This window comes from Streptomyces specialis (assembly GCF_001493375.1).
Taxonomy (GTDB): domain Bacteria; phylum Actinomycetota; class Actinomycetes; order Streptomycetales; family Streptomycetaceae; genus Streptomyces; species Streptomyces specialis.
Genome location: NZ_LN929896.1, coordinates 372796 through 397798 on the forward strand (window position 1 = coordinate 372796; position 25003 = coordinate 397798).

Here is a 25003-nt window from a genome sequence, read left to right on the forward strand (position 1 = left end):
CCATGGACGGTCACACGGCACTCGACGGGTTCTCCCCGGCCACGCGGGCGTGGTTCTCCCGGGCCTTCCGCGCGCCCACGGCCGCGCAGGAGGGGGCGTGGCGGGCGATCGCCGAGGAGTCCGACGCGCTGGTCGTGGCGCCGACCGGGTCGGGGAAGACCCTGGCCGCGTTCCTCGCCTCGCTCGACCGGCTGGCCGCCACCGCCCCGCCCGCCGACGCGCTGCGGCGGTGCCGGGTGCTGTACGTGTCGCCGCTCAAGGCCCTCGCCGTGGACGTCGAGCGGAATCTGCGCAGCCCGCTCACCGGTATCCGGCAGGAGGCCGTCCGGCTCGGCCTGCCCGAGCCCGACATCAGGGTCGGCATCAGGACCGGGGACACCTCTCCCGCCGACCGGCGGTCGCTGGCCCGGCGACCGCCGGACATCCTGATCACCACCCCCGAGTCGCTGTTCCTGATGCTCACCTCGGCGGCCAGGGAGGCGCTCGCCGGGATCGAGACGGTGATCCTCGACGAGGTGCACGCGGTGGCCGGCACCAAGCGCGGCGCCCATCTCGCCCTCTCCCTGGAGCGCCTCGACGCGCTGCTGAGCCGGCCCGCCCGCCGGATCGGCCTGTCGGCGACCGTGCGCCCGGTGGACGAGGTGGCCCGCTTCCTGTCGCCGAGGCGCCGGACGACGATCGTCCAGCCGCCCGCGGGCAAGGAGTTCGCGCTGTCGGTGGTGGTGCCGGTGGAGGACATGGGCGAGCTGGGCGGCTCGCCGGTTCAGGACGGCGACGCCGCCACCGGCCCGGGCGGCACGCCGTCGATCTGGCCCTCGGTGGAGGAGCGCGTCGTCGATCTGGTGCAGGCGCACCGCTCCACGATCGTCTTCGCCAACTCGCGGCGCCTGGCCGAGCGGCTGTGCAACCGGATGAACGAGATCGCGCACGAGCGGGCCACGGGCGAGCCGCTGCCGGAGGAGCACGCCCCGGCGCAGCTCATGGGCGGTTCCGGCGCGGCAGCGGGCGCCGCCCCGGTCCTGGCGCGGGCCCATCACGGCTCGGTCTCCAAGGAGCAGCGGGCGCACATCGAGGAGGACCTCAAAGCCGGGCGGCTGCCCGCCGTGGTCGCCACCTCCAGCCTGGAGCTGGGCATCGACATGGGCGCGGTGGATCTGGTGATCCAGGTCGAGTCCCCGCCCTCGGTCGCCTCCGGCCTCCAGCGGGTCGGCCGAGCGGGCCACCAGGTGGGCGCGGTCTCGTCCGGTGTGATCTTCCCCAAGTACCGGGGGGATCTGGTCCAGTCCGCGGTGGTCACCGAGCGGATGCGGGCCGGCGCCATCGAGTCGCTGCGCGTCCCGGCCAACCCGCTGGACGTCCTCGCCCAGCAGATCGTGGCCATGACGGCGATGGACACCTGGGACGTGGACGAGCTGCTGGCCCTGGTGCGCGGCGCCGCGCCGTTCGCCGCGCTGCCCGAGTCGGCGTACCACGCGGTGCTCGACATGCTCGCCGGGCGCTATCCGTCCGACGCCTTCGCCGAGTTGCGGCCCCGGCTGGTCTGGGACCGGGTCGCGGGCACCGTGACCGGGCGGCCGGGCGCGCAGCGGCTGGCGGTCACCTCGGGCGGCACCATCCCCGACCGGGGCCTGTTCGGTGTCTTCCTGGCCGGCGCCGACCCGAAGAAGGGCGGCGGCCGGGTCGGGGAGCTGGACGAGGAGATGGTGTACGAGTCGCGGGTCGGCGACGTCTTCACGCTGGGCACGACGTCCTGGCGGATCGTGGACATCACCCGCGACCGGGTCCTGGTCTCCCCCGCCCCCGGCGTCCCGGCGCGGCTGCCGTTCTGGAAGGGCGACCAGCTCGGCCGCCCGCTGGAGCTCGGCCGGGCGCTGGGCGCGTTCCTCCGCGAGGTCGGCGGCCTCGACCCGGCGGCGGCCCGTGCGCGGCTGGCGGCGGCGGGCCTGGATGCCTGGGCCGTCGACAACGTGCTGGCGTATCTGGACGAGCAGCGCCAGGCGTGCGGGCATGTCCCGGACGACCGCACGATCGTGGTCGAGCGGTTCCGCGACGAGCTGGGCGACTGGCGGATCGTGGTGCACTCGCCGTTCGGCGCGCAGGTGCACGCCCCCTGGGCGCTGGCGCTGGGCGCCCGGCTCAGCGAGCGCTTCGGCATGGACGCGCAGGTGCTGCACGCGGACGACGGCATCGTGCTGCGGCTGCCCGACGCCGATCTGCTCGGCACCGACTTCGGCACGGACTTCGGCACGGACCCGTCGGACGGCGGCGGGAGCGCGGCGGGCTTCGGCCCAGGACCGGGCGACGCGGCGTTCGACGACGACCGGGCGCCGGTCGGCGCGAGCGACGTGCTGTTCGACAAGAGCGAGGTCGACCAGCTCGTCACCGATCAGGTGGGCGGCTCGGCGCTGTTCGCGAGCCGGTTCCGGGAGTGCGCCGCGCGGGCCCTGCTGCTGCCCCGGCGCAGTCCCGGCAAGCGCACCCCGCTGTGGCAGCAGCGGCAGCGGGCGCATCAACTGCTCTCGGTGGCCGCCGAGTTCTGATCGTTCCCGATCGTCCTTGAGGCCGTCCGCGAGTGTCTGCGGGATGTTTTCGACGTGCCCGGGCTCACCGAGCTGATGGCCGACATCGAGGCCAGGCGCGTCCGGCTGATCGAGGTCACCACCCGCGAGCCCTCGCCGTTCGCCCGGTCCCTTCTCTTCGGCTATGTCGCCCAGTTCCTGTACGAGGGCGACTCGCCCCTGGCCGAACGGCGCGCCGCCGCCCTGTCGCTGGATTCGCGGCTGCTGTCCGAGCTGCTCGGCCGCGCGGAGCTGCGGGAGCTGCTCGACCCGGCCGTCCTGGACGAGCTGGAGCGGGAGCTGCGGTGGCTGAGCGAGGACCGCCGGGGGAAGGACGCCGAGGGCGGGGCGGACCTGCTGCGCGTCCTCGGGCCCGTCACCGACGCCGAGCTGGCCGAGCGCGGCGCGGAGCCCGGCGGGGCCGCCGAGCTGGCGGCGGCCCGGCGCGCCATCCGGGTGCGTGTCGCGGGCGAGGAGCGCTGGGCCGCGATCGAGGACGCCGGGCGGCTGCGCGACGCACTCGGCGCCGCCCTGCCGGTCGGGGTGCCCGAGGCGTTCACCGAGCCGGTCGCGGACCCGCTGGGCGACCTGCTGGCCCGGTTCGCGCGGACCCACGGCCCGTTCACCTCCGCACAGGCCGCCGCCCACTTCGGCCTCGGCACCGCCGTCGCGGACGGCGCGCTGCACCGGCTGGCCGCCGGGGGGCGGCTCGTGCAGGGCGAGTTCAGGCCGGGCGGCGTCGGCCACGAGTGGTGCGATCCGGCCGTGCTGCGGCGGCTGCGGCGGCGCTCGCTGGCCGCGCTGCGGCAGGGGCGTGAGGCCCGGCAGCCCGCCGCGCTGGCCGCGGTCCCGCCGCAGCGGCAGCACGTCGGCGGGGGCGGCGGGCCGGGCGGGGTGGGGGGGGGGGGCGGGCCGGGGGCGGTTACTTATCGTTATTAGGAATAATATTTTTTTTTTTACAAGGGAGAGCCGACATACAATATTTCTGCCTGTCTCTTGGTCGCGGAGATGTGAAAAAGAGACGGGCTGCGGGGCGTGGACGGGCTGATGCGGGCCGTCGAGCAGTTGCAGGGCGCGCCCGTCCCCGCCTCGGCGCTGGAGCGGCTGGTGCTGCCGTCCCGCGTCGCGGGGTACGCGCCGCCGATGCTGGACGAGCTGACGGCGTCCGGCGAGGTCGTCTGGGCGGGCGCGGGAGCGCTGCCGGGCAAAGACGGCTGGATCGCGCTCCACCCGGCCGACGCCGCGCCGCTGCTGCTGCCCCCGCCGCACCCGCTGGAGCTGACGCCGGTGCACCGCGCGGTGCTGGACGCGCTCTCCGGGGGCTACGGGCTGTTCTTCCGGCAGATCGCCGAGCAGGTCAGGGCGGCCGGGCACGAGGTCGCCGACGCCGCGCTCGCCGAGGCGGTGTGGGACCTGGCCTGGTCGGGGCGCCTGACGAACGACACACTCGGCCCGCTGCGCGCCCTGCTCGGCTCCGGGCGCACGGCGGGCGCCACCGCCCACCGGGCCCGGCGCACGGCGCCGCGTGGACGGTGGGCGGGCTCCACCGCCCGGCCCGCCGTCTCGCGGGGCGGGCCGCCGACCGTGGCCGGCCGCTGGTCGCTGCTGCCGGACCGGGAGGCGGACCCCACGCTGCGCGCGCACGCGCTGGCCCGGACGCTGCTGGACCGGCACGGTGTGGTCACGCGCGGTGCCGTGGCGGCGGAGGGCGTCGAGGGCGGTTTCGCCGCGGCGTACCGGGTGCTGTCGGCCTTCGAGGAGAGCGGCCAGGCACGGCGTGGCTATGTGGTGGAAGGGCTGGGCGCGGCCCAGTTCGCGATGGACGGCGCGGTGGACCGGCTGCGGGCGATCAGCACGGCGGCGGAGCGCGGGGCCGTCGGAGCCGGGCCCGGCGCGGGCACCGGCCCGCAGGCCCTCGTGCTCGCCGCCACGGACCCGGCCAACGCGTTCGGCGCCGCCCTGCCGTGGCCGGACGCCCCCCCGGCCGCGGAGACGGGGGGCGCGGGCCACAAGCCGGGCCGCAAGGCGGGCGCTCTGGTCACCTTGGTGAACGGTCGCCTCACGCTCTACCTGGAGCGCGGCGGCCGAACCCTTCTGGCCTGGCCCGCCGACGACGCCCCCGCGGAGGGCGCCCGGCCCGACGCGGCCCTGCGGGCAGCCGCCGAGGCCCTGGCGCGGGCCGCCAGGGACGGCGCGCTGGGCACGCTGACGGTGGAACGGGTGAACGGCGCCCCGGTCCTCACCGACCCGTTCTGGAGCGGGCTGCTGGAGGCCGCCGGATTCCACGCGACACCGCGCGGGCTCCGGCTCCGCCCCTGACCGGGGCGGGGAGCGACACGGACGACGGAGAAAACAGCGGACCGCCGGGCAGCGGTGCCCGGAGGCCGGGACGGAAGAGAACGGATCAGGCGGCGACGACGTCGACGGCCTCGGCCGAAGCCTTGATCGTCACGTGGTCGTCGGGACGGTGCGCGACGGACGTCACCCGCACCGGATTCAGCATGGCACGCTCGATGGGGCGCTCCCCCAGCGTCCGGCCGGGCGGGACGCCCAGGGACGGCACCGTGTCGCTCGCGGCGGACTGGGCCAGCTCCGCGAGAGCCAGCTCGTCGCTGACCTCCCGCAGCAGCTCCGACATCCGCAGATCGAGTGCGTCGCAGATGGCGGCCAGCAGTTCGGAGGAGGCTTCCTTCTGCCCGCGTTCGACCTCGGAGAGGTATCCGAGGGAGACCCGGGCGGAGGAGGACACTTCGCGCAGGGTGCGGCCCTGACGTTGGCGCTGCCGACGCAGCACGTCACCCAGCAGGCGACGGAGCAGGATCATCGGTGGCTCCCTCCTCGGACCGTTGGCCTCGCTTGCTTCATGCCCCACCGTACCGCCTCGGACTCCCACCGGGCGGGGAGCGATGTCTTGTTCACTCAGGGCTGCAAACATCCATCCTCTCCGTTCTGTTCCGTATCCTGCCCGCCGCCGCGGCCTTCAGGGTGCGTCCTCCACTCGGGGGAGGATCAGCTCGTCGCGCAGCAGGGCCAGCACGGCCCGAACGGTGCCGGCCCGGATCGCAGCCCGGTCACCTCGAAGCATCAGCCGTTGAGCCACGACTTTCCCGGTTCCGGGCGCCGAAACCGCGATGTGCACGGTCCCGGGCTCTTTGCCGTCCTGCGGCTCCGGCCCGGCGACCCCCGTCGTGGCCGCTCCCCAGTCGGCGCCCAGCAGGTCACGGACGCCCACGGCGAGCTGCCGGGCGACCTCCGCGTCCACCGCTCCCCGCTCCTTGAGCAGGACCCCGTCCACGCCCAGCACGTCCCGTTTGATCTCCGTCGCGTAGGCGGTGACCGAGCCGCGGAACATCCGGGAGGCGCCCGGTGCCTCCGTGAGCTCCGCCGCCACCAGGCCGCCGGTCAGCGACTCCGCCACGGCCACCGACTGTCCGCGGGCCACCAGCAGCTCCATCACCTGCGCCGCCAGCGCCGGCTCGTCCGGTTCGCCCTTGCCACTCATCGGGTGTCCCTCCCGGCCGTCCGCTCCCTGGCCAGCCCGGCCCGGCGGAGCACGACGGCCTGTCGTACGTAGTCGAGACCCGTCGCCACCGTGAGCACCACGGCCGCCGCCATCACCCACCAGCGCAGCGTGGCCAGGGGCCCGGTGAGCGACAGGATGTACATGCCCACGGCGATGCCCTGGGTCAGCGTCTTCATCTTCCCGCCGCGGCTGGCCGCAATCACGCCGTGCCGGATCACCCAGAACCGCATCAGCGTGATCCCCAGCTCCCGGGCGAGGATCACGACGGCCACCCACCACGGCAGGTCCGACAGCGCCGACAGACAGATCAGCGCGGCGCCCATGATCGCCTTGTCGGCGATCGGGTCGGCGATCTTGCCGAAATCCGTGACCAGATTGCGCCGCCGGGCCAGCTCCCCGTCGAACAGGTCGGTGATCATGGCGACGGTGAACGCGGCCCACGCCAGAGAACGCCAGCCCGGATCGTGCCCTCCGTCCGCGAACATCAGCAGCACGAAGCCCGGCACCAGGAGCAGCCGCACCATCGTGAGAATGTTCGCGATGTTCCACAAGCCGGGGGCCGCCGCCCGGGGAGCTGTCCTCCCGGCCAGCGGCCCCTTCCCGGTGGCCCGAGCCGGCATGTCCGTCATCTTCCGGCCTCTGCCGCGGGCCCGCCGCCGGCAGGGGGCCGCACCACGGCGACCAGGTCCACGCCCCGGGCGGCGATGATCTCCACGTCGAGGAACTGCCCGACCCGCGGTTCCGCGCCGCCGTCCCGGCCGTGCCCGGCCGGGGGCTCGACGACGATGACGTGCCCGTCCGTCTCGGGCGCCTGGTGCGGCCCACGGCCCACGGCGAGCACCTCTCCCTCGGCTTCCTCGTCCGGATCGACCGATTCGATCAGTACCCGCGCGTGCTCGCCCACACGCTCCTCGGCGCGCTGCGTGATCAGCTCCTCGGCGAGCCCGGAGACGCGGGCCAGCCGCTCCGCGATCAGCTCGGGGTCGTGCTTGTCCCCGTACCCGGCGGCCTCGGTGCCCTCCTCGTCCGAGTAGCCGAAGACGCCGATGGCGTCCAGCCGCGCCTCGGTGAGGAAGCGCTCCAGCTCGGCGAGATCGGCCTCGGTCTCGCCGGGGAAGCCGACGATGAAGTTCGACCGGACCCCGGCCAGCGGCGCCTTGCCGCGGATGGTGGCGAGCAGGTCCAGGAACCGGTCGGTGTCACCGAAACGCCGCATCGCGCGCAGCACGGCCGGCGCGGAGTGCTGGAAGGACAGGTCGAAGTAGGGCGCGACCTTCTCGGTGCCGGTGAGCACGTCGATCAGCCCGGGCCGCATCTCGGCCGGCTGGAGGTAGCTCACCCGGATCCGCTCCAGCCCGTCCACGGCGGCCAGTTCGGGCAGGAGGGTCTCCAGCAGGCGGATGTCGCCGAGGTCCTTGCCGTACGAGGTGTTGTTCTCGGAGACCAGCATGATCTCCTTGACGCCCTCCCCGGCCAGCCAGCGCGCCTCCGCCAGGACATCGGCCGGGCGCCGGGAGACGAACGAGCCCCGGAAGGACGGGATGGCGCAGAAGGTGCACCGCCGGTCGCAACCGGAGGCCAGCTTGACCGAGGCGACCGGTCCGCCGCCCAGCCGTCGCCGCAGGGGGGCGCGCGGCCCGGAGGCGGGCGCCACCCCGGCGGGCAGGTCGGTGATCGTGCCGTGGCCGGGCAGGGCGACGTCCGCGTTCTGCCGGTCGGCCGGGCTGAGGGGCAGCAGCTTGCGCCGGTCGCGCGGTATGTGAGGGGCGTGGACGCCCCCGGACAGGATGGTCCGCAGCCGGGTGGAGATGTCCGCGTAGTCGTCGAAGCCGAGGACGGCGTCCGCCTCGGGGAGCGCGTCGGCCAGCTCCTTGCCGTACCGCTCCGCCATGCAGCCGACGGCCACCACGGCGCGGGTCCGCCCGCCGTCGCTCCCGGCCGCCGCGCTCTTCAGCGCGCCGGCCTCCAGCAGGGCGTCGACCGAGTCCTTCTTGGCGGCGTCCACGAAGCCGCACGTGTTGACGACGGCCACCTCGGCGTCCGAGGCGTCGTCCACCAGCTCCCAGCCGTCCGCGGCCAGCCGCCCGGCGAGCTCCTCGGAGTCCACTTCATTACGGGCGCAACCAAGGGTGACCAGGGCAACGGTACGGCGTTCGGACATGACCTCAGCCTACTTCGTCCGGCGAGGCCCGCCCGCCCGGGCCGGAGGGGCCCCGGCGGGCGGGCGGCCGGAACCTCCGTCAGCCCTGCTCGGGGTCGCCCGGGGTGTAGGTCAGCCGCTGCACCTGACCCATCTCGAAGACGTCCTCGATCTGCCTGCCGTTGACGTGGAGCTGGACGGCCCCAGCGTTGCCGAGCACCAGATCGATCTGCTCGTCGTCGGTGAACGTCTCGGAGTCACCCTCCTGGAGGACATCCTCGAAGAGCACCCGGCCGTTGCTGTCCTTGGCCGAGATCCAGCTCGACCCCTCCCCGGCCGTGACCTTGACGGTCACCTTGTCGGCCGGGACGGCGGCGACCGCGCTCTCCGACGGCTCGGAGGTCGGCTCGTCGCGGGGCTCGTCGGCGTTGCCCGTGCGCTCCGGCGCGGGCTCGTCCGTCTGGCCGCCCTCGGCGACCGTGCCGGAGCCGCCCTCGCCGCCGCCACCGCTGAAGAAGGTGAACCCGACGAAGCCGATCACGGCGACGATCGCGGCCACCATGGCCGCCGTCCAGTTCGGCCGGCGCGGCTCGGGCCGGATCCGCTCGGCCTCGAAGAGCGGCCCGGACGACAGGGGCGGCGGCTCGGTGCCCTGCTGGGCGTTGAAGATGTCGATCAGCTCGTTCGCGTCCGCACCCACCGCTCGCGCAAGCGTGCGAATATGCCCGCGTGCGTACACGTCGCCGCCGCAGCGCGAGAAGTCGTCCTGCTCGATGGCATGGACGATGGGAACGCGCACGCGCGTGGACGAACTGACCTCGTCCACGGTGAGCTTTGCGTCGAGGCGCGCCTGCTGGAGGATTCGACCGACGGAAGGCCGGTCCTTGGCGGAGAAGTTGCCGATGGACACGGGGGCGCCTTTCGAGCGTGAAGCCGCGTGCTGTGCTTATAAGTCTAGGGGTGCGGCGAAGAGAACGGGCAACCGGGCCGAGGGCGTTTGTCCGCCAACGGGATGGCCGTCCTTCGGGTGACCTACGGGAGAGTCTCCCCCCGGATCAGTGCCAGCACTCCATCCAATTCGTCGGGCTTGACCAGCACATCCCTCGCCTTGGAGCCCTCACTCGGCCCGACCACGCCCCGCGACTCCATCAGATCCATCAGCCGTCCGGCCTTCGCGAAGCCGACCCGCAGTTTGCGCTGGAGCATGGACGTGGAGCCGAACTGGGTGGACACCACCAGCTCCGCCGCCTGGCACAGCAGATCGAGATCGTCCCCGATCTCCTCGTCGATCTCCTTCTTCTTCCCGGACGAGACGGTGACGTCGTCGCGGAAGACGGGGGCCATCTGTGCCTTGCAGTGCTCCACGACGGCCGCCACCTCCTCCTCGGTGACGAACGCGCCCTGCATACGGACCGGCTTGTTGGCGCCCATCGGGAGGAACAGCCCGTCGCCCTTGCCGATGAGCTTCTCGGCGCCCTGCTGATCGAGGATCACCCGGCTGTCGGCGAGGGAGGAGGTGGCGAAGGCGAGACGGGAGGGCACGTTCGCCTTGATCAGGCCGGTGACGACGTCCACGCTCGGCCGCTGGGTGGCGAGCACCAGATGGATGCCCGCGGCCCGCGCCAACTGGGTGATGCGCACGATGGCGTCCTCGACGTCGCGCGGCGCGACCATCATCAGGTCGGCCAGCTCGTCCACGATCACCAGCAGATACGGGTAGGGCACCAGCTCCCGCTCGCTGCCCGGCGGCGGACTGGCCTTGCCGGACCGCACGGCGGCGTTGAAGTCGTCGATGTGCCGGTACCCGTAGGCCGCCAGATCGTCGTACCGCAGATCCATCTCCCGCACCACCCACTGGAGGGCCTCGGCCGCGCGCTTGGGGTTGGTGATGATGGGAGTGATGAGGTGCGGGATGCCCTCGTACGCCGTCAGCTCCACCCGTTTGGGGTCGACGAGCACCAGCCGGACGTCCTCCGGCGTGGCGCGCATCATCACCGAGGTGATCAGGCAGTTGACGCAGCTCGACTTGCCGGACCCGGTGGCTCCGGCCACCAGCATGTGCGGCATGCGCGCCAGGTTGGCCATCACGAAGCCGCCCTCGACGTCCTTGCCGAGGCCGACCATCAGCGGATGGTCGTCGCCCACCGCGTCGGCCATGCGCAGCACGTCCCCGAGGTTGACCATCTCGCGGTCGCTGTTGGGGATCTCGATGCCGACCGCGGACTTCCCCGGGATGGGGCTGATGATGCGGATGTCGGGGCTGGCCACCGCGTAGGCGATGTTCTTGGCCAGAGCGGTGATCTTCTCGACCTTCACGGCCGGGCCGAGTTCCACCTCGTACCGGGTGACGGTCGGGCCGCGAGTGAAGCCGGTGACCCGGGCGTCCACCTTGAACTCGGAGAACACATTGGTCAGCGACTCGACGACCGCGTCGTTGGCGGGACTGCGGGAACGGCCGGGGCCGCCGCGGTTCAGCAGGTCGAGGCCGGGCAGCGCGTACGTGATGTCGCCGGACAACTGGAGCTGCTCGGCGCGCGGGGGCAGCGGATCGGCCGGCTCGGGAGCGGACTTGGTCAGGTCCGGCACACCGCTCCCGGTCCCGCGACGGGCCGGGGCGGGCGCGGGCACCGCGGCCGGGGCGTCCGGCGCCGGCGGCTCGTCGTCCGGCTCGGGCACCGGTGGGGGGCCGGCGCCGCGGCCGGTGACCACGCGGCTGGTGAGGTCGGCGACCAGCGGCGAGGGCTCGACGCCGTGCAGCACGGCGCCGGCCAGCGCCGCCGCCGCGGCGGCGGCCACGTCGACCGGGTCGTCGCCACGCGGCCCGCCGCGCCGGGACGTGCGGCGGGCGGGGCGGCGGGCGCCCGGGGCCGCACGCTCGACCGGGCGGGCCAGGGGCGGTCCGTACGCCCCGTCGTCCCCGCCGTCGTACCCGTCCGGGTCCCCGTGGTCCGGGGGCATGTCGTGGCGGTGCCGGGGCAGCAGCTCGGTCTCGTCGCCCAGCTCGGCACCGGCCAGCAGCCCGAGCCGGATGGCTCCCTGGCGCAGCCGGCGCGGAATGCTGGCCACCGGGGTGGCGGTGACGACCAGGAACCCGAAGAGGGTCAGCAGCGTCAGCAGGGCGACGGCGAGCGGCTCCCCCACCAACAGGATCAGGGGGCGCGAAGCGGCCCAGCCCAGCAGCCCGCCGGTGTCGCGCAACGCCTGCGCGCCCTCGCTGCGCCCCGGGGCGCCCGTGGCGATGTGGACGAGCCCGAGCACGCCCACCAGCAGCGCGCTGAGCCCGATGACGATGCGGCCGTTGGCGTCCTGCTGCTCCGGGTGCCGGACGAGCCGGACCGCGATGAAGCCGATGACCAGCGGGAAGACGATGTCGAGACGGCCCAGGACGCCGGTGACCAGCATGGTGACGAGTTCCCCCACCGGGCCCTGGAGGTTGGACCAGGTGCCGGCGGCGGCCACCAGGGCGAGGCCGAACAGCAGCAGCGCCTGCCCGTCCTTGCGGTGCGCGGGGTCGAGCCCCTTCGCACCGCGCCCTATGCCCCGCAGCAGCGCCCCCAGCGGGTGCGCGATGCCCAGCCACAGGCCCCGGACGAGGCGAAACACCACGTTGGGCGGCGGCGCGGGCTTCTTCGCCGGAGCCGGGGCCTTCCTGGCCGCGGCCTTCTTCGCGGGCGCCTTCTTGGCGGGCGCCTTCCGTGCTCCCCCGCCGCCCCCGGCGCGCGCGCTCGGGGAACCCTTGCCGGACGTACCTGAGGCCATGAGGTGAGGTTACCGGTGCTGCTGGGCCCGGGCACGGATCGTGTGCCGTCCGACGGCTCCCACGTCCATGCCCCCGCCCCTCGCGTCCGGCCGTCAGCCCGGCTGCGACTCCACGGACTTGGGCTCGGCCGCGCCCGGCTGGAGCGCGTCGAGCGCCCTGCGCAGCCCGGACAGCTTCCGCTCCAGGTGGGCGGCGGTGGAGACCGCGGGTCCGCCACCGGACTCGGCCAGCTCCTTGGTCAGAACCTCGGCCTGCTCCTCGACGGCGGCCAGCCGCGCGGACAGCTCGGGCAGCAGCCCGCCGGCGCCCCGCTCGGAGTCGGCGGTGGCCTGGCCGCCCTCCAGCTCACGGCGCAGCAGGGCGGCCTGCTCGCGCAGTTGCATGTTCTTCATGTGCAACTCGACGAACACCGAGACCTTGGCCCGCAGCACCCACGGGTCGAAGGGCTTCGAGATGTAGTCCACGGCCCCGGCCGCGTAGCCCCGGAAAGTGTGGTGCGGGCCGTGGTTGATGGCCGTGAGGAAGATGATGGGAATGTCCCGCGTCCGCTCGCGCCGCTTGATGTGGGCAGCCGTCTCGAAGCCGTCCATCCCCGGCATCTGGACGTCGAGCAGGATCACCGCGAAGTCTTCTGTGAGCAGCGCCTTGAGCGCTTCCTCCCCTGACGATGCCCGGACCAGCGTCTGATCGAGCGCCGAGAGAATCGCTTCGAGCGCCAGCAGATTCTCGGGCCGGTCATCGACCAGGAGGATCTTGGCCTTCTGCACCATGGCCGGTCCTCCTTGCCCCTGCGGCGCGGCTCGGCGCCGCCGTCGTGGACGGCGTCTGCACGCCGTCCGGTCCTGTGCCGGACATGTTGGCATCAACCCCGGCACCATGGCCAGCGAGCCCGGGCCGCTCACGCGACCGTGCCCGATGGCCTCCGACGGGCCCTCGCCTCATCGCGAGAAACCGAAGACTCTCCGGCCTGACCCCCGCCACGCCGTAAAACATTCCGCCCGCTCGTCCAGCGGTCGGCAGCGCGGCGCGAACGGTGATCATCGCATCGCGCTGCGTCACGATACCACGCACCCCAGGCCCCGGCGAACTACGTTGTACGCACGGGGAGAACGACTTGGACGGCCCGGAAGTTCCGTTCCCCGGGCGGCTCGTGCCGCAGATCACTCCGCCCCGCCCTCCATCCACTGGGTCATCAGGCTCAGCAGGTGGTCGGTGTCGACCGGCTTGGTCACATAGTCGGAAGCGCCGGACTCGATGCTCTTCTCGCGGTCGCCCTTCATCGCCTTCGCCGTCAGCGCGATGATCGGCAGACCCGAGAACTGCGGCATGCGCCGGATCGCCGAGGTGGTCGAATACCCGTCCATCTCCGGCATCATGATGTCCATCAGAACCAGCGCCACGTCCTCGTTGGACTCCAGCACCTCGATGCCCTCCCGCCCGTTCTCGGCGTAGAGGACGCGCAGCCCGTGCTGTTCGAGCACGCTGGTGAGCGCGAACACGTTGCGCACGTCGTCGTCGACGATCAGCACCTTCCGGCCCTTGAAGTCCCGGTACACCTGCCGCTGCCGCGCCGCCTCCGCCTCGTCGGCGGACTGCTCCCCGGCCCGCTCCGGCTGCCGGCCGCGCGCCTGGCCGTTGTCCAGGAACCGCTCCCGGTGACGCCGCGTCAGCGACTCCGCCGCCCGCTCCGCCGCGATCGACGCCTGGCGGCCCCCCGCCAGGGCGGGCGGCCCCGACTGCGACGCGGCGTCCGCGGAGCCGCCGGCCTGCTCGTCGGCCGGCTCCTCGTCGCCCTCGGCCGGCGGCAGCGCGGCCCGCTCCTCGGCACCGGTCAGCGTCCCGTTGGCGAGCTGCGTGTAGCCGGGCGGCGGCAGCTCCGTCGGCTGGAGCGGCAGGAACAGCGTGAACGTGGAGCCGCGTCCCGGCTCGCTCGCCGCGTGGATCTCCCCGCCCAGCAGCCGCGCGATCTCCCGGCTGATCGACAGGCCGAGCCCGGTGCCGCCGTACTTGCGGCTGGTCGTGCCGTCCGCCTGCTTGAACGCCTCGAAGATCACCCGCATCTTGCTCGCCGCGATCCCGATGCCCGTGTCGGAGACGGCGAACGCCACCAGCGGCGCGTCGGCGCTCTGGATCGAGCCGCTCTCCAGCATCTGTTCCCGGATGTCGTCCGGCACCTCGGAACCGGCCGGCCTGATCACCAGCTCGACCGACCCGGTCTCGGTGAACTTCACCGCGTTCGACAGCAGGTTCCGCAGCACCTGCAACAGCCGCTGCTCGTCGGTGTGCAGCGTGGCGGGCAGCTCGGGCGAGACCCGCACCGAGAACTCCAGGTTCTTCTCCGCCGTCAGCGGGCGGAACGACGCCTCGATGTAGTCGACGAGCTGCACCAGCGCGATCCTGGCCGGGCTGATCTCCATCTTGCCCGCCTCGACCTTGGACAGGTCGAGGATGTCGTTGATGAGCTGGAGCAGGTCGGTGCCCGCGCCGTGGATCGTCTCGGCGAACTCGACCTGCTTGGGCGACAGATTGCCGTCCGCGTTGTCGGCGAGCAGCTTGGCGAGGATCAGCAGCGAGTTGAGCGGGGTGCGCAGCTCGTGCGACATGTTCGCCAGGAACTCGGACTTGTAGCGCATCGAGACCGCGAGCTGCTCGGCACGCTCCTGGAGCCCGCGCCTGGCCTCCTCGATCTCCGAGTTCTTGACCTCGATGTTCCGGTTGGTCTTGGCGAGCAGGTCCGCCTTGTCCTTCAGCTCCGCGTTCGACTCCTGGAGCGCGAGCTGCTGCCGCTCCAGCTCCCCCGAACGGTCCTGCAACTCGTCGGCGAGCGCCCGCGACTGCGCGAGCAGCATCTCCGTACGGGTGCTGACACTGATCGTGTTGACGCTGGTGGCGATCATCTCCGCCATCTGCGACAGGAAGTCCCGCTCGATCTGCGTGAACGGCTTGAACGACGCCAGCTCCAGCACGCCGAGCACCCGCTCCTCGAACAGCACCGGCACGATGATCACCGTGACCGGCGGAGCCTCGCCCAGCCCCGAGGAGATCTTCAGGTACCCCTCCGGCGTCGGCCCGAACAGCAGCGTGCGCCGCTCGGCCGCCGCCGTCCCGATCAGCGACTCCCCCGGCCGGAACGACATGGCGTGCGCGCCGGCCGCGTACCCGTACGAGGCGAGCATCCGCAGCTCGTAGTCGTCGCCCTCGCCGGGCCCGGCGACCACGTCGATGTCCCCGTCCGCGGGTACCGCCAGGTAGAACGCGCCGTGCTGCGCGGTGACCGCCGGGCACAGCTCGCTCATGATCAGGCCGGCGACGTCCTTCAGGTCGCGCCTGCCCTGCATCAGCGCCGAGATCCGCGCCAGGTTGCCCTTCAGCCAGTCCTGTTCCTTGTTGGCCAGGGTGGCCTCGCGCAGGTTCCTGATCATCGCGTTGACGTTCTCCTGCACGACCAGGATCTCGCCGGCGGCGTCGGTGTCGATGCGCACGTTGTGGTCGCCGCGGGTCACGAAGGCGGCGACGCGCGCGATGTCGCGCACGTGGCGGGTGAGGTTGACCGCCATCTCGTTGACGGAGTCCGTCAGGTCCTTCCAGGTGCCCGCGACGCCCGGCACCCGGGCCTGGCCGCCCAACTGCCCCTCGGTGCCCACCTCCCTTGCCACCTTGGTGACCTGCTCCGCGAAGAGCGAGAGCTGGTCGACCATCGTGTTGAGGGTCTCCTTCAGCTCCTGGATCTCGCCGCGCGCGTCGATGTCCATCTTCTTGGTCAGGTCGCCCTTGGCGATGGCGGTCGTGACCATGGTGATGTTGCGGACCTGCCCGGTCAGGTTGGACGCCATCGAGTTCACCGACTCGGTCAGGTCCTTCCACGTCCCCGAGACGCCCGGCACCTTGGCCTGACCGCCGAGCCTGCCCTCCGTGCCCACCTCGCGCGCCACCCGCGTCACCTCGGCGGCGAACGACGACAGCGTGGTGACCATCCGGTTCACCGTGTCCGCGAGCTGGGCGACCTCGCCGCTCGCTTCGACGGTCACCTTGCGCGACAGGTCGCCGTTGGCGACGCCCGTGGCGACCTCGGAGATGTTCCGCACCTGCGTGGTCAGGTTCCTGGCCATCAGGTTGACGTTGTCGGTCAGGTTCTTCCAGGTGCCGGACACGCCGCGCACCTCCGCCTGCCCGCCCAGCTGGCCCTCGGTGCCGACCTCGCGGGCGACCCTCGTCACCTGCTCCGCGAACGAGGAGAGCTGATCGACCATGGTGTTCACCGTGGTCATGAGCTGGAGGATCTCGCCCCGGGCGTCCACCGTGATCTTCTTGGTGAGGTCGCCCTCGGCGACCGCGGTGGTGACCTCCGAGATGTTGCGCACCTGGGAGGTGAGGTTGTTGGCCATCCCGTTGACGGACTGGGTGAGGTCCTTCCAGGTGCCCGCCACCCCCTCGACCTCGGCCTGACCGCCGAGCCTGCCCTCCGTACCCACCTCGCGCGCCACCCGCGTGACCTGCTCGGCGAACGACGAGAGCTGGTCCACCATCGTGTTGAGGGTTTCCTTCAGCTCCAGGAACTCGCCGCGCGCGTCCACGGTGATCTTCTGCGACAGGTCGCCGCGCGCCACCGCGGTCGCCACCTGCGCGATGTTCCGCACCTGGTCCGTCAGGTTGGACGCCATGCCGTTGACGGAGTCGGTCAGGTCCCGCCAGACACCGGCCACGTCCGACACCTGCGCCTGACCGCCGAGCCTGCCCTCGGTGCCCACCTCGCGGGCCACCCGGGTCACCTGCTCGGCGAACGACGAGAGCTGGTCCACCATGGTGTTCACGGTGTTCTTGAGCTCCAGGATCTCGCCCCGGGCGTCGACCTCGATCTTCTGCGACAGGTCGCCGCGCGCCACCGCCGTCGTGACCTGCGCGATGTTCCGCACCTGATCCGTCAGGTTGAACGCCATCCGGTTCACGGAGTCGGTCAGCGCCTTCCATGTGCCGCTGACGCCGTCCACCCGTGCCTGGCCGCCCAGCCGCCCCTCGATGCCGACCTCCGTGGCGACCCGGGTCACCTGGTCCGCGAAGGAGGAGAGCTGGTCGACCATGCGGTTGACGGTGTTCTTCAGTTCCAGCATCTCGCCGGAGACGTCGACCGTGACCTTCTGGGACAGATCGCCGTTCGCGACCGCCGTCGTCACCTGCGCGATGTTCCGCACCTGGCCGGTCAGGTTCCGGAAGGCGGTGTTCACCGAGTCGGTCAGGTCCTTCCAGGCCCCGGCGACCCCGAACACCGACGCCTGACCGCCCAGCGCGCCCTCGTCGCCGATCTCCCGCGCGACCCGCGTCACTTCCGACTGAAAGGATGACAACTGATCGACGGTCCTGTTGACGGTGTTCTTCAGCTCCAGCATCTCGCCGGAGACGTCCACGGTGACTTTCTGGGACAGATCGCCGTTCGCCACGGCCGTCGTCACCTGCGCGATGTCCCGCACCTGGTCGGAGAGGTTGCGGAACGCCGTGTTGACGGAGTCCGTCAGCTCCTTCCAGACCCCGGCCACGCCCTGCACCCGCGCCTGCCCGCCGAGCGTTCCCTCGGTGCCGATCTCGGTGGCCGTCCTGGTGACCTCGTTGGCGAACGAGGACAGCGTCTCCGTCATCGCGTTGATCGTGTCGGCGAGCCTGGCGATCTCGCCCCGCGCGCTCACCGTGATCTTCTGCGACAGGTCACCGTTGGCCACGGCCGTCGTGACCTGCGCGATCTCCCGGACCTGCTTGGTCAGGTTCCCGGCCATCAGGTTGACCGAGTCGGTCAGGTCCTTCCACACGCCGGCCACGTCCGGCACCTTCGCCTGGCCGCCGAGCACACCGTCGGTGCCGACCTCCCGCGCGACGCGGGTGACCTCCGACTGGAAGGACGAGAGCTGGTCCACCATCGTGTTGACGGTGTTCTTCAGCTCCAGCATCTCCCCGGCCACGTGCACCGTGACCTTCCGCGACAGGTCGCCGCCCGCGACCGCCGCGGTCACCACGGAGATGTCCCGGACCTGCGCCGTCAGCCGCGCGGCCATCGTGTTGACGGAGTCCGTCAGGTCCTTCCACGAGCCCGACATGCCGCGCACCTTGGCCTGGCCGCCGAGCTTGCCCTCGGTGCCGACCTCGCTGGCGACCCGGGTCACCTCGTCGGTGAACTCGGAGAGCTGGTCGACCAGCCCGTTCACCGTCCGCCCCACCCGCAGGAACTCCCCGCGCAACGGCCGGCCCGCGCCGCTCCCGCCGTCCGCGCGGTGGTCCATCCGCTGCCGCAGGTCGCCCTCGGCGACCGCGGAGAGCACCCGCCCGACCTCGGCGACCGGGCGCACCAGGTCCTCGACCAGCTCGTTGGCGTCGTCGATCGCCTTAGCCCAGGCACCTTCGCACAGCCCGGTCTCCATGCGCTCGGTGAGCTTCCCCTCGCGCCCCACGACCCGGCGCACCCGCGCGATCTGCCCGGTCAGGTGCAGATTGCGGTCGGCCACCTCGTTGTACACGGCGGCGATCTCGGCCATCGGCCCGTCGCCCGCGACGGTCAGCCGCTTGCGCAGATTGCCGTCGCGCATGGATTCCAGGGCCGAGAGCAGACGGTTCAGCGCCGCGGCGTCCACCTCGACGGTGCCGCTGCCGCGAGACCTCCTCGTTCGCGCACGCGTACCAGCGAGCGCCGCTGCTCCCTCAGACACCACTGTGTCCCTCCCGCAGGATCGACCATTCCGCCCAGGCGTTCATCGAGCACCCCCAGTGTTTCACTCCCCACCGACCGGGCGATAACAGTTCGGCAGCATCGCATACCACTGATCTCCCGGTCAGGGGGAAATCATCCGATGCGAGGCCCGCCGGAGCCGCCGACGTCAGTAACCTGGCATCCGGCCGTCCACGGCGACGCGGGGCGGCGACCAGACGACCTTTGGGGGAGTGACGTGATCACCGCGCGAGCTGCGGCCACCTTCGAGCCGGTTGGACGCTCGGTCGCCACCGCGCGGGGTTTCGTCCGGGACACCCTTCAGGGCTGGGGCCTGGCCGACCTCATCGAGGACGCCGTCGTGCTCACGAGCGAGCTGGTCACCAACGCCGTCGTCCACGCGGGCACGGCCGCCGAGGTCCGCTGCCTCCGCGACGCGCAGGGCGTCCGCGTCGAGGTCGTCGACCGGCACCCGGAGCGTGAGCTGCCCATGGCCGAGGTCTCCCGCGGCCGTCTCGACCTGAACAGCGAGGGCGGGCGCGGCCTGCTGCTGTGCGCGGCGCTCGCCACGCGCTGGGGCGTGGACTACACCGCCAGCGAGAAGTGCGTCTGGTTCCGCCTCGACCAGCAGGTGCTGCCCGTCGGCACCCGGTCAGCCGGGCCCGTCCTGCCCGACGAACTGCTGCCGGTCAGCGAGACCCGCGCCCGGGTCGCCGTGGTCCAGGTGGACCGGACCGACACGATCACCGTCTGGAACGACGACGCGAGAGACCTCTTCGGCTACAAGGCGGAGCAGGTCATCGGCAAGCCGCTCGCCGACCTGGCGGCCTGGCCGCAGACCCCCGGCACCGGGACCGGCATCGCGGAGGCGCTCGCCCTGTCCCGCTGGGAGGGGAGCTACGGCCTGCGCGACGCGGAGGGCCGCACCGTCCCGGTGTACGCCTGCCACCTGCGCGTCCGCGACGCCCATGGCGAGCCCTCCACGGTCTGCCTGATCGTCCCCGAGCAGGAGCGCGCGATCCTCCAGAGCCCGTCTCGAGGCCCCGTCCACGGCTCGGGCGGCGACGGTCTGGACCGGGCGGGTGGCGACCCGCTGGACGCGCTGATCGGGACGCCCCCGCCGGACGACCTGGACGGCCTGCTCCAGCGGACCGTCGAGCGGGCCCGCGACATGCTCGACGGCGACGCCGCCTTCCTGCTGCTGGCGACGGACGACGAGACCGAGCTGGAGGTCCGTGCCACGACCGGGCTGCCGTCGGCACGGCAGCGCTTCGCCCGCGTCCCCGTCGAGACGGGCAGCGGGCGGTACGGGTCGGCCCGCATGCCGGCCGTCCACGAGGACCTGGCCACCTCGCCGGGCGCCGTTCCCCTGCTGTCCGGCACCGGGATGCACGCCGTGGTGACCGTGCCGCTGAAGGTCGAGGGCCGGCTCACCGGCTCGCTCGGCGTCGCGTCGGAGACTCCCGGCCGGTACAGCAACGAGGAGGCGCTGCGCCTCCAGTTCGCCGCCGACCGGATCGCCCTGGCCGTGGAGTCGGCCCGGCTGACCGAGCTGGAAAGGCTCCGGCGCGGCTCGCTCGCCTTCCTTGTCGAGGCGTCGGAGCTGCTCGCAGGGACGCTGGACCGCAACCAGACGCTCGCGCTGATGGCGCAGATGACCGTGCCGACGCTGGCGACGTGGTGTGCCGTCTACACCGGCCACGACCCGGGCTCGGAGCCCGTGCTGTCGTACGTCCTGCACGAGGACGAGGACCGTATCGACGGGATCAAGGCCCTGCTGGAACGGCTCGATCCGCCGGACCCGGACATCGCGCTCGGCGTCCGCCCCTGGCCGGCGCCGGCCGACGCGGCGAGCGACACGACGCTGCGCAGCTCGCTGCGGAACCTGGAGCTGGGCCTGCCGCCCTTGTCCAGGTCCGCGACCGCGTCGGCGGTGGGTGGAGAAACGGTCGTTCTGCCGCTGGTCGCGCGGAACCGTGTCATCGGGCTGCTCGTGCTGGGCAAGCCCTCGGGCGAGCGCTTCCGCCAGGACATCCTCGAACTGGCCGAGGACCTGTCGCGCCGGGCCGCCCTGGCTCTGGACAACGCGCGCCTGTACAGCGAACGCACCGCCATCAGCCAGTCGTTGCAGCGCAGCCTGCTGCCGCCGGAGCTGCCCGACATCGACGGCGTGGACGTGGAGGTCATCTACCGCGCGGCCGGAGAGGGCAACGAGGTCGGCGGCGACTTCTACGACGTGTTCCCCATCCGCGAGGGCGCGTACGGCTTCGCCATCGGCGACGTGTGCGGCACGGGCCCGCTGGCCGCGGCGGTGACGGGCCTGGCGCGGCACGCGCTGCGGCTGCTCGCCCGGGAGGGCCTCGGCGGCCCGGCGGTGCTGGAGCGGCTGAACGCGGCGATCCTGGAGGAAGGCCCCCGGGCCCGGTTCCTGACGCTGCTGTACGGCGAGTTGTGGCCGCAGCCACAGGGCGGCGCGCTGCTGAAGATGGTCTGCGCGGGGCATCCGCTGCCGCTGCTCCTCACCCCGGACGGCACGGTCTCGCCGGCCGCCGACCCGCAGCCGCTGCTCGGGGTGATGGACGACCTGGAGCTGTTCGAGCAGAGCGCGACGCTGAACCCGGGCGACGTGCTGCTGTGCGTCACGGACGGCGTGACCGAACGCCGCGAGGGGACAAGGATGTTGGGGGACGACGGCCTGGCGGACGTGCTCAGCCACTGCACCGGGCTGACGGCGGGCGCGGTCGCCGCGCGCGTGCTGCGTGCCGTGGAGCGTTTCGCCTCCGACGCCCCGTCCGACGACATGGCGATCCTGACGCTGCGCATCCCGGAATAGCGCGGAACGGAGGCGGCCCGAGCTTGCCGGGGAATGAAAACGAAAAGGCCCCCGCCGGAAGGCGAGGGCCTGAATCGATTACTGACAAGAATTCCTGCTGAGAGCCCCAAAACGGAATCGAACCGTTGACCTTCTCCTTACCATGGAGACGCTCTGCCGACTGAGCTATTGGGGCGGAAGTCCGGCGGTGTCCTACTCTCCCACACGGTCCCCCATGCAGTACCATCGGCGCTGGAGGGCTTAGCTTCCGGGTTCGGAATGTAACCGGGCGTTTCCCCTCCGCCATGACCACCGGAACACCACGAAGGCAATTCCAACAGTTCCCCGGCTGAAGAATTCACAGTGGACGCGAGCATCTGAGGACAAGCCCTCGGCCTATTAGTACCGGTCAACTCCACCCCTCACAAGGCTTCCATCTCCGGCCTATCAACCCGCTGGTCTCACGGGGGCCTTACCCCATCAAAGTGGGTGGGAGTCCTCATCTCGAAGCAGGCTTCCCGCTTAGATGCTTTCAGCGGTTATCCCTCCCGAACGTAGCCAACCAGCCATGCCCTTGGCAGAACAACTGGCACACCAGAGGTTCGTCCGTCCCGGTCCTCTCGTACTAGGGACAGCCCTTCTCAAGACTCCAACGCGCACAGCGGATAGGGACCGAACTGTCTCACGACGTTCTAAACCCAGCTCGCGTACCGCTTTAATGGGCGAACAGCCCAACCCTTGGGACCAACTCCAGCCCCAGGATGCGACGAGCCGACATCGAGGTGCCAAACCATCCCGTCGATACGGACTCTTGGGGAAGATCAGCCTGTTATCCCCGGGGTACCTTTTATCCGTTGAGCGACGGCGCTCCCACAAGCCACCGCCGGATCACTAGTCCCTGCTTTCGCACCTGCTCGACCCGCCAGTCTCACAGTCAAGCTCCCTTGTGCACTTACACTCACCACCTGATAACCAACCAGGCTGGGGGAACCTTTGGGCGCCGCCGTTCCCCTTTAGGAGGCAACCGCCCCAGTTAAACTACCCACCAGACACGGTCCCCGATCCGGAGCCCGGACCCAGGTTAGACATCCAGCACGACCAGAGTGGTATTTCAACAACGACTCCACACCGGCTGGCGCCGACGCTTCACAGTCTCCCACCTATCCTACACAAACCGAACCGAACACCAATATCAAGCTATAGTAAAGGTCCCGGGGTCTTTCCGTCCTGCTGCGCGAAACGAGCATCTTTACTCGTACTGCAATTTCACCGGGCCTATGGTTGAGACAGCCGAGAAGTCGTTACGCCATTCGTGCAGGTCGGAACTTACCCGACAAGGAATTTCGCTACCTTAGGATGGTTATAGTTACCACCGCCGTTTACTGGCGCTTAAGTTCCCAGCCTCGCCCCGAAAGGCTAACCGGTCCCCTTAACGTTCCAGCACCGGGCAGGCGTCAGTCCGTATACATCGCCTTACAGCTTCGCACGGACCTGTGTTTTTAGTAAACAGTCGCTTCTCGCTGGTCTCTGCGGCCACCCCCAGCTCCAGCAGAAAATGCCTTCACCGGGAACGGCCCCCCTTCTCCCGAAGTTACGGGGGCAATTTGCCGAGTTCCTTAACCATAGTTCACCCGAACGCCTCGGTATACTCTACCTGACCACCTGAGTCGGTTTAGGGTACGGGCCACCATGAAACATCGCTAGAGGCTTTTCTCGACAGCATAGGATCATCCACTTCACCACAATCGGCTCGGCATCAGGCCTCACCCTTAATGTCGCACGGATTTACCTGCACGACGGGCCACACCCTTACCCCGGGACAACCACCGCCCGGGATGGACTACCTTCCTGCGTCACCCCATCACTCACCTACTACCCCATCGGGCCACCGGCTCCACCACTCTGGATCACCCCGAAGGGATCACCAGCGGCTTCACGGGCTTAGCATCAAGAGATTCAGCGCTGGCGCTTCACGGCGGGTACCGGAATATCAACCGGTTATCCATCGACTACGCCTGTCGGCCTCGCCTTAGGCCCCGACTTACCCTGGGCAGATCAGCTTGACCCAGGAACCCTTAGTCAATCGGCGCACACGTTTCCCACGTGTGAATCGCTACTCATGCCTGCATTCTCACTCGTGAACCGTCCACAACACGTTCCCACGGCTGCTTCACCCAGCACACGACGCTCCCCTACCCACCACACCAAAAGATGCGGTGACACGACTTCGGCGGTGTACTTGAGCCCCGCTACATTATCGGCGCAGAATCACTCGACCAGTGAGCTATTACGCACTCTTTCAAGGGTGGCTGCTTCTAAGCCAACCTCCTGGCTGTCTCTGCGACTCCACATCCTTTCCCACTTAGCACACGCTTAGGGGCCTTAGTCGATGCTCTGGGCTGTTTCCCTCTCGACCATGGAGCTTATCCCCCACAGTCTCACTGCCGCGCTCACACTTACCGGCATTCGGAGTTTGGCTAAGGTCAGTAACCCGGTAAGGCCCATCACCTACCCAGTGCTCTACCTCCGGCAAGAAACACACGACGCTGCACCTAAATGCATTTCGGGGAGAACCAGCTATCACGGAGTTTGATTGGCCTTTCACCCCTAACCACAGGTCATCCCCCAGATTTTCAACTCTGGTGGGTTCGGGCCTCCACGCGGTCTTACCCACGCTTCACCCTGCCCATGGCTAGATCACTCCGCTTCGGGTCTTGGGCATGCTACTCAACCGCCCTCTTCGGACTCGCTTTCGCTACGGCTACCCACCAACAGGTTAACCTCGCAACACACCGCAAACTCGCAGGCTCATTCTTCAAAAGGCACGCAGTCACGACAGCAGACAACAAGTGCCCACTGCGACGCTCCCACGGCTTGTAGGCACACGGTTTCAGGTACTATTTCACTCCGCTCCCGCGGTACTTTTCACCATTCCCTCACGGTACTATCCGCTATCGGTCACCAGGGAATATTTAGGCTTAACGGGTGGTCCCGCCAGATTCACACAGGATTTCTCGGGCCCTGTGCTACTTGGGAAACACACAAGGAAGCCACCACGATTTCGTCTACGGGGGTCTTACCCTCTACGCCAGGCCTTTCGCATGCCCTTCGACTACCGCAATGGTTTCTGACTCCCCCAGCCGCCGGCAGACAACTGAAGTGCGCTCCCACAACCCCGCCTGCGCAACCCCTGCCGGGTATCACACACAAACGGTTTAGCCTCATCCGGTTTCGCTCACCACTACTCCCGGAATCACGGTTGTTTTCTCTTCCTGCGGGTACTGAGATGTTTCACTTCCCCGCGTTCCCTCCACACCGCCTATATATTCAGCAGCGGGTGACAGCCCATAACGACTGCCGGGTTTCCCCATTCGGACACCCCCGGATCACAGCTCGGTTGACAGCTCCCCGGGGCCTATCGCGGCCTCCCACGTCCTTCATCGGTTCCTGGTGCCAAGGCATCCACCGTGCGCCCTTAACAACTTGGCCACAGATGCTCGCGTCCACTGTGCAATTCTCAAC

At 70.6% G+C, this 25003-nt stretch carries 9 protein-coding genes, 1 tRNA gene, 2 rRNA genes and 2 pseudogenes; 3 read left to right on the plus strand and 11 right to left on the minus strand.

Features of this window, described 5'->3' with window-relative positions; translation table 11 throughout:
* Window positions 1-2: 2 nt before the first annotated feature.
* Window positions 3-3431 (plus strand): annotated as a pseudogene (locus tag BN2279_RS19895) (DEAD/DEAH box helicase); the annotation flags it as partial.
* A 150-nt stretch (window positions 3432-3581) separates the two neighbouring features.
* A pseudogene (locus BN2279_RS31550) lies at window positions 3582-4877 on the plus strand (Lhr family helicase); the annotation flags it as partial.
* Between the two features lie 85 nt (window positions 4878-4962).
* Here BN2279_RS31550 and BN2279_RS19900 read toward each other — a convergent pair.
* The 8 genes from BN2279_RS19900 to BN2279_RS19935 form a co-directional block, all read right to left on the minus strand.
* Window positions 4963-5382, minus strand: a complete 420-nt coding sequence (locus BN2279_RS19900; RefSeq protein WP_059011540.1) for a helix-turn-helix domain-containing protein — start codon at window positions 5380-5382, stop codon at window positions 4963-4965.
* 156 nt (window positions 5383-5538) lie between these two features.
* Window positions 5539-6060: a CinA family protein gene (locus BN2279_RS19905; protein WP_059011542.1), complete on the minus strand. Its 522-nt coding sequence runs from the start codon at window positions 6058-6060 to the stop codon at window positions 5539-5541.
* Window positions 6057-6710 carry a CDP-diacylglycerol--glycerol-3-phosphate 3-phosphatidyltransferase gene (gene pgsA / locus BN2279_RS19910; RefSeq protein WP_059011544.1) on the minus strand — a complete coding sequence of 218 codons (654 nt, stop codon included), beginning with the start codon at window positions 6708-6710 and terminating at the stop codon, window positions 6057-6059. The genes BN2279_RS19905 and pgsA overlap by 4 nt, the downstream gene beginning before the upstream one ends.
* Window positions 6707-8242: a 30S ribosomal protein S12 methylthiotransferase RimO gene (rimO, locus tag BN2279_RS19915; protein WP_059011546.1), complete on the minus strand. Its 1536-nt coding sequence runs from the start codon at window positions 8240-8242 to the stop codon at window positions 6707-6709. Before rimO ends, pgsA begins: the two co-directional genes overlap by 4 nt.
* A gap of 79 nt (window positions 8243-8321) precedes the next feature.
* Window positions 8322-9131, minus strand: coding sequence for a helix-turn-helix domain-containing protein (locus tag BN2279_RS19920; protein WP_059011548.1), 810 nt, complete (start codon window positions 9129-9131; stop codon window positions 8322-8324).
* 122 nt (window positions 9132-9253) lie between these two features.
* Entirely contained in the window at window positions 9254-11980 is a 2727-nt protein-coding gene (locus tag BN2279_RS19925) for a DNA translocase FtsK (protein ID WP_059011550.1), read from the minus strand.
* Between the two features lie 93 nt (window positions 11981-12073).
* On the minus strand, window positions 12074-12751 hold the full coding sequence (locus BN2279_RS19930) for a response regulator (RefSeq protein WP_059011552.1): 678 nt from the start codon (window positions 12749-12751) through the stop codon (window positions 12074-12076).
* A 390-nt stretch (window positions 12752-13141) separates the two neighbouring features.
* On the minus strand, window positions 13142-18670 hold the full coding sequence (locus BN2279_RS19935; protein WP_104531092.1) for a HAMP domain-containing protein: 5529 nt from the start codon (window positions 18668-18670) through the stop codon (window positions 13142-13144).
* A 237-nt stretch (window positions 18671-18907) separates the two neighbouring features.
* Between BN2279_RS19935 and BN2279_RS19940 the strand changes: the two genes are divergently transcribed.
* The gene (locus BN2279_RS19940; protein WP_059011556.1) at window positions 18908-21502 is read left to right on the plus strand and encodes a SpoIIE family protein phosphatase; all 2595 of its coding nucleotides are present in this window, start codon (window positions 18908-18910) and stop codon (window positions 21500-21502) included.
* Window positions 21503-21604: 102 nt separating this feature from the next.
* Here BN2279_RS19940 and BN2279_RS19945 read toward each other — a convergent pair.
* From BN2279_RS19945 to BN2279_RS19955, 3 genes are all read right to left on the minus strand, one after another.
* Window positions 21605-21677 (minus strand) — tRNA-Thr (locus tag BN2279_RS19945).
* 4 nt (window positions 21678-21681) lie between these two features.
* Window positions 21682-21798: ribosomal RNA gene (gene rrf / locus BN2279_RS19950) — 5S ribosomal RNA — on the minus strand.
* A gap of 62 nt (window positions 21799-21860) precedes the next feature.
* Window positions 21861-24970: ribosomal RNA gene (locus tag BN2279_RS19955) — 23S ribosomal RNA — on the minus strand.
* Between the last annotated feature and the right edge of the window lie 33 nt (window positions 24971-25003).

Excerpts from the sequence above, each read along its gene's own strand:
- BN2279_RS19900 (WP_059011540.1), bottom strand. The coding sequence starts at position 5,382 with ATGATCCTGCTCCGTCGCCTGCTGGGTGACGTGCTGCGTCGGCAGCGC.
- BN2279_RS19905 (WP_059011542.1), bottom strand. The coding sequence starts at position 6,060 with ATGAGTGGCAAGGGCGAACCGGACGAGCCGGCGCTGGCGGCGCAGGTG.
- pgsA (WP_059011544.1), bottom strand. The coding sequence starts at position 6,710 with ATGACGGACATGCCGGCTCGGGCCACCGGGAAGGGGCCGCTGGCCGGG.
- rimO (WP_059011546.1), bottom strand. The coding sequence starts at position 8,242 with ATGTCCGAACGCCGTACCGTTGCCCTGGTCACCCTTGGTTGCGCCCGT.
- BN2279_RS19925 (WP_059011550.1), bottom strand. The coding sequence starts at position 11,980 with ATGGCCTCAGGTACGTCCGGCAAGGGTTCCCCGAGCGCGCGCGCCGGG.
- BN2279_RS19930 (WP_059011552.1), bottom strand. The coding sequence starts at position 12,751 with ATGGTGCAGAAGGCCAAGATCCTCCTGGTCGATGACCGGCCCGAGAAT.